The sequence below is a fragment of the Porphyromonas sp. oral taxon 279 str. F0450 genome (genome assembly GCF_000292995.1).
GTDB classification, from domain to species: domain Bacteria; phylum Bacteroidota; class Bacteroidia; order Bacteroidales; family Porphyromonadaceae; genus Porphyromonas; species Porphyromonas pasteri.
Genome location: NZ_ALKJ01000032.1, coordinates 1 through 9,328, shown reverse-complemented (window position 1 = coordinate 9,328; position 9,328 = coordinate 1). Strand labels below are relative to the sequence as shown.

Sequence of the window (9,328 nt, the reverse complement as noted above, 5' to 3'; positions counted from 1 at the left end):
TTAGCCCTCAGTCTCAGGCACAGAGGGCTCTTCCTCCGTCGTCTCCTCGGGGATCTCGGGGAGAGGCTCCCCCTTGATAGCCACGTAGATCGTGCAGGTACCTGGGAAGATACTATGGTAGAAGGCCTCGCTGAAGCCTGCTTCCTGCAGGATAGCGACCATCTTCTCACGCTGGGGCATCGCAGCGATAGACTTCGGCAGGTACGTGTAGGCATCCTTGTCATCGGAGAAGAAGCGCCCGATGAGCGGGATGATCTGCCCTGCGTAGAGCTTGTAGCCCACACGAAGGAGGGGATTCGTCGGCTCGGAGAGCTCGGCGATGACCAGCACACCCGAGGGGCGGATGATGCGATGCAGCTCACGTGCCGCCGCAGGGATATCGGGGAAGTTGCGGATACCGAAGGAGATCGTCGCCGCATCGAAGGTATTCTCCTCGAAGCTCGTGGCGGTGCAGTCCTGACGGTCAAAGACGATGCGGTCGCTCAGGCCCAGCTGATGGACCTTCTCCGCACCGATGCGCATCATCTCCTCCGAGATATCTACGCCCGTGACCTTCTTGACGGAGGGCATCGTCTGCACGAGTGAGATAGCGACATCACCCGTACCCGTAGCGACGTCCAGCACGTGCTTCGGAGCATAGGGTGCGAGGAAGCTCAGTGCCTTGCGGCGCCAAGAGCGGTCCAGCCCGAGCGAGATGATGAAGTTGAGGCGGTCGTACTGCGGAGCAATGCGGTTGAACATCCGGCGGACCTGGTCCACCTTCGGGTCAGCACTGTCCTTATAGGGGGTAATCATTGCGGTAGAGATATGGGAAGGATGTGATAATGATGGTGATCACTTATGAGAGAAGTAGATCGAGTGGGCATCGGAGATACGCCCTGACGTGGGGCGCACGGCAGCGATATAAAGCCCAGGGACAAGCCCCGTGACGGACACCGTGGCACGGCCACCCGTCTGCGTGAGCTTCTGATGCATATGGAGCTGACCGGTGAGGTCATAGATACGCACTTCGCAGGGCGTGCGGCGTAGCTCTTCGCCCTCGAGATGCAGAGCCCCGCCGTGGTAGTAACCCGTGAGGCCTTGGGGTAGTTCGCTCTTCGCCTCGGGATTGACCAGCGTCGTCGTCTCGATGAGGAGGTCGATCCAGTACGCCCCACCAGGGAGCTCGGTGCTGCGACGCCAGCCATCAGTCCAGTGGTGCGTCCACGCAGCCCACCCACGTAGGCGGTCAGCAGGCCCGTCATAGGCGAGGAGCGGCAGGCGCAGCTCACGGCTGTCACTCGTCGTGCAAGAGAGGAGGTAGCGCCCTTCGCTGAGGCTGAGCTTCAAGCCATCGGGTGCGGGGAAGAAGAGCTCGATACTATCGGAGCGGAGCGTACGTGAGCCACGCTGCGCTGCCCCGAAGGCATCATAGCGTGCATACGTGCCGAGGGTCGAGGAGGCGAAGTCCACGACCTTACCGCCGAGGGCATAGTCATCGGTGAAGGGCTGGAGCGCCACACGCAGCTGTGGAAGGTCTGCGGAGGTGAGCTGATCATTGCTCTTGAAGACGACGTAGGCCCCGAGGATAGTAGCCCCCGATATCTGGGGAAGGTGCAGCTCATTGCCGATGGCGTCGACACCCGTACGGGGCGTGTGTGTCACGTTGGGCTTGACGACTTCTGCCGAGGTCGCTACGGGATCGGGATAGATAGCGCTCAGGCGCTGCACGACCTTCGGCGCAATGGGGTCATAGCCATCGCAGGTCTTACGGCCAGAGTTCGTGGGGTCGAGCCACGGACGGAGCGAACGGATCGTGCCCGCCCCAGGGGTATTGGACACCCACGAGCGCTTGAGCGCCCAGTAGCGGTCGTCATAGGGGCTATCACAAGTGGAGGCTCCCCCCGTCAAGGCGCCGACGATGAGGCCATCCTTGTCGAAGAGTGCCGAGCCCGAAGAGCCGGCAGCCGTCGCACCGACAGCCCAAGCATTCACCTCCCAGTGCACGTCTCTCCACGAGATGAAGCGCACGGAGCCGTGCTTATCCTCATAGGAGAGGTCGTAGTCATTGGTACGCAGCTCGGTGTCTTGCGTGAGATTGTAGCGCTTGGTCGAGCCCCCAGGATGGTGGATACCGACGAAGGGGCCTTGGGGCGACTCATTGATATTCCACCCAGCGAAGTAGGGCTGATAGGCCGCTGGGATCGGGCCGAGTGTGCCGTTAGCTCTGCGGGGAAGCCCCTTGATACGCAGCAGGCACATATCGGTATTCTCATTGTAGCCGACGAGGTTGGCTCCACTCAGGCTCTGCTCCTCCGTGGGGCGCACGTTGCCCTCACGCAAGGGGCTTTGGAAGCCAAAGAAGAAGACCGTCGTCGAGGCATTGCGGTTCACAGCGCCGAGATCGCCGAGGAGCTTAAAGAGGTTATTGAGGCAGTGTGCCGAGGTCAAGACGTAAGGCGTGCCGTCAGAGCGGGTGTTGTTGATGAGCGAACCCGTGCTGGCACTGGTCCCACCGACGATGAGAAGGAGCGTGCTACGGCTCTGCTTCCATGCATCGGGATAGGCGATAGCGTTGGGCGCACAGCTCAGCGAAGCGAGCGAAGCACGGGGGTGGTCGTAGAATGGCTCCCCAGGTTGGGCGAAATCCTCTGTGCGACCGGCACTGCGGAAGTCGCGGAAGCCGTAGAAAAGCGCATCAAGTCGGAAGGGGAGCTTCAGCTGGTCAGCGCGCGTCCCCTCGGGATATTCGTATTCGAGCACCAGCGTCTCGGCATCGATGGGAGCGATCTGTAGGAGGCTATCCGTCTCGTTGTTCTGCTCGGTGAATGCCCCCTTAGCAGGACGCCCCTTAGCCGTCACGAAGAGCGCACCGCCACGGGGTAGGGCGTAGCGTGAGAGGCGCAGGCCTATGTTCTTCGCCTGAGGCGCTTGGACCTCAGCGCGCCACACATAGTTCCCCGCTCCGTCTTGGTACATACGTCCCAGCGCCTCAGTAGCCTCAGCCACGGGGCGCTCGAGGGCGAAGGTATAGGTGCGGAAGCCCTTGTCCCCAGCCGTAGCCGAGCGGAGCTCCTCAGCGGTGGGTGCTGCCACACGTAGTGCGTTTGTCGCTGAGCGCATCATCTGCCCAGAGCCCAGCGTGCCCACGACGGGCGAGAGGGGCATCTGCTCAGAGCGCGGAGTGCGTGCCGTGCGATACTGCCCCCACAGTGCCTCGGGAAGGAGGGCAAGGAGCATCAAGAGGGAAAGGCGCAGAGAGCGGAGAAGAGACATAGCTACAGAGAGATGTAGAGTGTGTGATCTGTGGCGGACTACTCGATGTGGGTGAAGCCGAGCTGCTCTAAGAGGGGTTTCTCCTCGGGGTAAGCGCCTACGACGGTGTAGGCAGAGGCTTCACGGGGGAAGCGGTAGGCACGACGTACCTGCTCGAAGTCCTCGGGAGCGGACTTCAGTGTCTGGGTCGTAGCCTTGAGGTCACAAGTATGGAGCTGGGTGCGCAGGATGCGCTCTTCCTCGGGGAAGGTGCTGAGGTCGATGCAGGGAGCATCGGGCGTATATAGTACGCCTTCGTCCCACAACCCTTCGGGGAGAGGCAGGTCGAGGGCACGGCATACGGCTTCGAGTGCCATCTGCGAGCCACGCCACTTGCCGTCAGCCGTCCAGCCAGCGATATGTGGTGTGGCGATGAAGCTGCGCTCAAGGAGGGTCTTATTGATGACGGGCTCACCCTCCCAGCAGTCGATGATGAGGTCGGAGATCTGGCGAAGCTCCAGCCCCTTCAGCAGCGCAGCACTCGGGGAGACGGGGCCACGACAAGCATTGATGAGGAGCGGACGACGCGCACAGCCCTGGAGGAAGGCCTCATCGACCATCCCCTCGGTGGCATACTGCCCCGCACGCGTCAGTGGTACATGAAGTGTGATGATATCGCTCTCACGCTGGATCGTCTCGAGCGAGACGAAGCCCTCTGTGCCCTCACGCTCAGCACGAGGTGGGTCACAGAGCAGTGGACGAAGGCCGAGTGCACCGACACGCTTGGCCAGGCGCCCCCCGACATTCCCTACCCCGACGATACCGATAGTCTTCCCCTCCAGCGAGACGCCTCGCTCCAGCGACCAGCGCACGAGCGAAGAGAGGACATACTGCACGACGCCCCCGGCATTGCACCCAGGAGCACTCTCCCAGTGGATACCCGCGGCAGCGCAGTAGTCGGCATCGATATGATCAAAGCCCGCGGTAGCCGTGGCGACGATCTCGACACCGCTTCCCTCGAGGAGCTCACGGCCGGCGTGCACCACACTGCGAATGAGCAGGGCACGGGCGCCACGGATCGTCTCGGGCGTGAAGTCACGGTTGGGCAGGCGGCGCACGTCAGCGACTTGCTCCACCAGCCCTTCCAGATATGGCAGGGAGGAGTCCAGCACAAATAGTGGCTTATCCATCACGATCTTCTTATCAAAAAGCTATCCCGACCGCCGCCCATACGAGGCAGTGGGGTCAGGATAGCAAGGTGTGTTCTTAGCTTGGGACTCGCGTCGAGTCTCAAGCTGAGGCCACAGATTTAGTTTGCATTCACCTCGATGGCGCCGTCTTCGGGCAACTCAATCTTGCCGTACTCCTGCTCGAAGCCAGCCAGGTGCTGCTCCAGAAGGCGGACCAGACGCTTAGCGTTGTCGGGAGTGAGGATCTGACGGCTGTGGACGCGAGCCGACTGCTGACCAGGGAGCAGACGGACGAAGTCCAAGATGAATTCGCTCTGCGAGTGCAGGACTACTGCGAGGTTAGCGTACTGACCCTGACCGACTTCTTCGGGGAGCTCGATGTTGAACTGAGGAGTTTCCTGTTCTGCCATTGTTTCTACTTGTCTATAATATAATGTACGAAGGGGAGTAGATCCGCTTCGTAGGCGGGCTACACCATGGTCAAAGATAGTGAAAACACCCCGAATGCGTGCATAGCCACCGAGGCTCCACACCTCGCGCGTCAGTCGAGAGAAGTCCCCCCTCCTACCCTACGATCCAGAGCAGGCTCTCGAGGAGGGCAAAATGAAGTAGTACTGGTCGTGAGAGTGAGCAGTACTGGTCACGCGCGCGAGCAGTACTGGTTACTATCATCGACCAGTACTGGTTCGATCAGTGACCAGTACTGGTTCGCAAACCACCCTGCGGAGCTTCCTCCCTTGCCCCTATAATAGAAGGTGCTGCGAGGCGCCTCAGCAAAAGATCCGAATCAACTAAAAATAGAAAGCGTGTGACCTGAGAGCCGAAGCTTTCAAAGTCACACGCCTAAAATAGGCCCTCGGTGATCACACCTTACCACACTACGAACACCAAACGCAATCTTCCCGTAACCCAGAAGGTATGATTCCTAAGAGACCTGATGGCCGTCTCACGACGCCCATGACAATATTCCTATATGCTGGGAGAGTTCCCCTAAGGGTGTCCTCCCGTTTTTAGCGGGACAAAATTAAAAATTTTATTTGATTAGCGACTTATCGCTCCATAGATATGCTGAATGGCGGTGCTCAACTCGTCATAGAGGGCGGCGAGTTCTGTCTCACCACTCCTTATAAGAAACGCTTGATGTCGGCGAATCGTCTCCCTGTCACCGCGCTGTGCGGGCCCCGTCTGCGCCTCTACGGCAGGTAGATGATGCAGCTTCTCATTCATCTCATCCAGCAGTGGAAGGATGGCTTTCGGCGGGAGCCCCTGCGATGTGAGCAGGCTCTCGGCCCTGCCGATGAGGTAGTTGGAGAAGTTGCACGCGACGACGGCGGCGATATGTAGCACCTGACGCTGCTCGCTCGTAGCCCAGGCGACGACGTCACTCAGCTCACGGCCAAGTGCCTCCACAGCTGTCTTTGCTTCAGGGGTTGTCCCCTCGAGATAGAGGGGCACCTTGCGGAAGTCCAGCTCGCGCCCTTCGGAGAAGGTCTGCAGCGGATAGAGCACCGCAGCGTCCCGATGACAGTGCGAGAGTGCTTCCAGTGGCGTAGCTCCCGAGACGTGCACCCACAGGGCATCACGACCCACCTCGTGCAGAGAGAGGCTCTCAGCGACCTCGGCAATAGCCGTGTCGGGGACGGCGAAGAGGTAGCAGTCTGCCGTGCGATCGAGTTCGTCCACACTGCTCGCCACCTGCACATCGCCTCCGAGGCTCTCGGCAAGCCGTCGAGCCGAATGCCCTCCAGGGCTATAGATCTGTATGATCCTGCGCTCAGGGGCATAGACCTTCAGCGCACGCGATAGGTGCGTCGCCAGGCGCCCTGCCCCCAGGAGGACAATACGCTCTGCCGTCATTAGGCTTCTTCCGCCGGCTCTTCGGCCATCTGATAGCGACCGATATGGATCTTCTCCCACTTCAGCGTCTCCGTGGGGCGGGGCGCAGCTTCGCCCGCCTTATGCCCGATGGCGAGGATGCAGAGCACCTCGAGCTGATAGGGGATATCGAGGACATTGCGCACGTATTCGGCAGACTCCTGCCCAGCGCCCGTGTAGCATCCGTAGGCGTCTGCCCAGCACGAACCGAGGCCAAGAGCCTCTGCCTGCAGCTGGATATAGCCCGCTGCCAGCGAAGCATCAGCGATCCAGCGCTCACACTCCATCGGCGAGCCCAGCACGACGATACCTAAGGGCACCTGCTGGAGGAAGAGCGCCCCACTCTCGCGCATACGACTGAGGCGATCGAGCGTCTCACGATCTTCGACGAGGATGAACTGCGTCGTGTGCTTGTTCTTCGACGAAGGCGCACGCAGCCCCGCCTCGAGGAGGACCTGCACTTCGTCGCCCGTCAGCGGGGTATCGACGAACTTACGGATGGAGCGGCGCGTATATATAGCGGAGAGGAGGGCGGGCTCATTGCTCTCGGCGAGGAGTTCCTCACCGAGGCTCTTGATTTCGCTCAAGAGGTGCTCGCCTTCACGGCGTAAGGATTGGTCTTTGGTCATATCTATAATGTATTTACAGCGCAAAGGTACGAAGACTTAGCTCAGCGAGCCTCGTCGCTTACCCGGACAGGCCTTCCATCACAATCCGTCTGAAACACTCACCCTCCCCCGACAGCATGAGGAGAAGGCATTGAATGCCCTAATTCTCTTTAATCATATAAAATTAAAGAGTTTTATAGTGCTCTACGAAGACCTCGGAAGAAGATCATCCACCTCCGCACTCTGCTGTATGCTACACAGTCAAACTCAAGCGAAGAAGAGCTCCAAAGAACGGGCAGTCCACAGAGGCCGACAGCACGGGAAAAAAACTCTTCACAGCGGGGCCGAAGAAGGGTAATTAATAGCCCTCAAGGATAACCCAGCCAAGAAGAGCAGCCCCTAACAACCCCTCCTCTGTCTTAGATGCTAGAGAAACTCCACGAGTTCCTATAGAGTATAGGTATCGGGCTGAGTACAAACCTACCTAATTAAAGGCACTTATAATGATTCACGACTGGATTCTTCCTCCGAGTATTTCCTTACATCATATAGACAAAGTAACTTTCGAATATCGGTTGGAACACTCGCTGTACTATCTTGCAGTCTATTGTACAAGTAAGCGCGGACATCATCAAGAGCTATTTCCTCCTTGTAAACCTGATAAAATATCGCCTTAACTTTGTTGGAGGCGACTATTCGTTCATCTCGAAGAATATCATCAACGTTGGTATGAGCTGAGCGACATCCTGAGATTGTTTGAATTCGATTAAACTCTTTGTTTAATAGTTGATTCTGCTGTTTACATAATTCATCTTTACGCTCCATCTCTGGGAAGACATAAGCCATACCCTTTGCTGGAAAACACATTTTCTTGTTCACATCATCAGTAAGAATAACCATTCCAGATTTGAACTCCTCCGTTATCTCAAAATAGCTTTGAATGGCTTCTGTTGCTCGGTAGATCTTATCTAAGGAGACATCTATTCGGTCTCTCGGTCCTATTGCCAAAACTAATTCTCGATTATCCACATTCTCTAAGTCTCCCACTAACTTAACAGCAATCTCTCCCCCCAATTTAATCCGAAGAAAAGCATGCTCCACTCTCTTAAGATGTATAGCCTCTACAGGAAGCTGCAATTTCGCTAATGCCTTATAGAGAGAAGCAAAATCATCCGTCTTCAAAACATTAAGTGAAATATCAATCTGCGCACCAGCCTGCTGTATATGAAAGACTTCCCTTACAACTTCTGTATTCTCTGATCCTTCTTCAAACTGAACGCAGAGAAAATTATCAGCAACTCTTTTCCCGAGCTCAGATTCTGGTGTCACGTATGAGAAGATTCTGGAAAGCAACTTCTGTATATTCTCATCTTGAATCCCATAGCCCATGAAAATTATTGGGTTATGAATAAAGAGGGAAATTAGTTGGGCCTGAATTAACTCATAGCGATTATCAAACTGCTTATAATCTTCATCCGTCAGAATAATGCTTGAGGGATTGGTCAAACAACCATGAATCTTATAGACGGACTGATAAGGATTACTTAAAAGAATATCATTACCAATTAGAGGGGAAAACTTCAGCTTCTCCTCTATAAAGGTGTCATAGTTGGTTGTGACAATAGAAGCAACATTCTTGCACGCCTCTTGAAACAGCGTGATTTCATCCTCTTTCTCCGCACGCACTTCTAGGGGAGAAAGAAGAATTTTCACCCATATCTTTAGACGAGAGGCCTTCTGATCTAATCTTACAGCCGCAAAGAACTCAGCATTTATATTCTTCTCAAGGTCACTGAGCATGCTTCCCGGACCAACACGAACTTTTAGCTTATTGTCTATTTCAGTCGACAAAAGGGAGGCAAGTTTGGGAAAGATACATCCCTCACTCAACTCCTTAGCATGATTCTTGAATTCCAAATACAAGCGGTCATCTCCAGAGAGCTCTAAAGCTATTGTCTCTAGCAAATCATCCCAAGAGTAGGCTCTCTCACAGTATCGTTTAGATATACCAGCCCCCAGAAAGAGCACGGGATGAGTCTGAAACTTTGAAACGAACTCTGATATTTCCATAGCAATAACATTTAATTGATGCAGACAAAGATAAAGATTTTCATAGCACCCAGTACGGGTATAAAATAACACGAGCCGGTGACCAGCTGATCAGCTCGTTGCCGAATCAGATGGGGGGAGGAGAGAGAGTCTTCTCCCCCATCACAAAAAAAGAAGGGCGGTAATAGCTAAGCTACTACCGCCCTATGGGTGAGAAGATCGATATGACAGCAGAAGCGAGTACGCACATTCAGAAAAATCACCTAACTCATCTCTTACGTACATACTACACTAACTATACTAAAGCCCATTTTCAGAACTCCAGAAAGGAGGTGTTCCAGCCGCACCTTCCGGTACGGCTACCTTGTTACG

At 55.9% G+C, this 9,328-nt stretch carries 7 protein-coding genes; all 7 read right to left on the bottom strand.

Going from position 1 to position 9,328, the window contains the following annotated elements:
- The 7 genes from ubiE to HMPREF1323_RS07250 all read right to left on the bottom strand — a co-directional run bounded on the left by ubiE (nt 1) and on the right by HMPREF1323_RS07250 (nt 8,977).
- Nucleotides 1–795 (bottom strand): bifunctional demethylmenaquinone methyltransferase/2-methoxy-6-polyprenyl-1,4-benzoquinol methylase UbiE, encoded by a 795-nt coding sequence (gene ubiE, locus HMPREF1323_RS07280; protein ID WP_009433499.1) that lies wholly within the window; start codon nt 793–795, stop codon nt 1–3.
- 39 nt (nt 796–834) lie between these two features.
- Nucleotides 835–3,255 (bottom strand): trypsin-like serine peptidase, encoded by a 2,421-nt coding sequence (locus HMPREF1323_RS07275; protein WP_009433495.1) that lies wholly within the window; start codon nt 3,253–3,255, stop codon nt 835–837.
- A 38-nt stretch (nt 3,256–3,293) separates the two neighbouring features.
- Nucleotides 3,294–4,424, bottom strand: coding sequence for a 4-phosphoerythronate dehydrogenase (locus tag HMPREF1323_RS07270; RefSeq protein ID WP_009433496.1), 1,131 nt, complete (start codon nt 4,422–4,424; stop codon nt 3,294–3,296).
- Between the two features lie 119 nt (nt 4,425–4,543).
- A complete protein-coding gene (locus HMPREF1323_RS07265; protein ID WP_009433498.1) occupies nt 4,544–4,834 on the bottom strand; it encodes a DUF3467 domain-containing protein in 291 nt (96 codons plus the stop codon).
- A 631-nt stretch (nt 4,835–5,465) separates the two neighbouring features.
- A complete protein-coding gene (locus HMPREF1323_RS07260) occupies nt 5,466–6,281 on the bottom strand; it encodes a Rossmann-like and DUF2520 domain-containing protein (RefSeq protein WP_009433497.1) in 816 nt (271 codons plus the stop codon).
- Entirely contained in the window at nt 6,281–6,928 is a 648-nt protein-coding gene (locus HMPREF1323_RS07255) for a nitroreductase family protein (RefSeq protein WP_009433500.1), read from the bottom strand. The genes HMPREF1323_RS07260 and HMPREF1323_RS07255 overlap by 1 nt, the downstream gene beginning before the upstream one ends.
- 477 nt (nt 6,929–7,405) lie before the next feature.
- On the bottom strand, nt 7,406–8,977 hold the full coding sequence (locus tag HMPREF1323_RS07250; RefSeq protein ID WP_009433494.1) for an SIR2 family protein: 1,572 nt from the start codon (nt 8,975–8,977) through the stop codon (nt 7,406–7,408).
- Nucleotides 8,978–9,328: the final 351 nt, after the last annotated feature.

Coding starts and splice junctions, on each gene's coding strand:
- ubiE (WP_009433499.1), bottom strand. CDS start 795: ATGATTACCCCCTATAAGGACAGTGCTGACCCGAAGGTGGACCAGGTC.
- HMPREF1323_RS07275 (WP_009433495.1), bottom strand. CDS start 3,255: ATGTCTCTTCTCCGCTCTCTGCGCCTTTCCCTCTTGATGCTCCTTGCC.
- HMPREF1323_RS07270 (WP_009433496.1), bottom strand. CDS start 4,424: ATGGATAAGCCACTATTTGTGCTGGACTCCTCCCTGCCATATCTGGAA.
- HMPREF1323_RS07265 (WP_009433498.1), bottom strand. CDS start 4,834: ATGGCAGAACAGGAAACTCCTCAGTTCAACATCGAGCTCCCCGAAGAA.
- HMPREF1323_RS07260 (WP_009433497.1), bottom strand. CDS start 6,281: ATGACGGCAGAGCGTATTGTCCTCCTGGGGGCAGGGCGCCTGGCGACG.
- HMPREF1323_RS07255 (WP_009433500.1), bottom strand. CDS start 6,928: ATGACCAAAGACCAATCCTTACGCCGTGAAGGCGAGCACCTCTTGAGC.
- HMPREF1323_RS07250 (WP_009433494.1), bottom strand. CDS start 8,977: ATGGAAATATCAGAGTTCGTTTCAAAGTTTCAGACTCATCCCGTGCTC.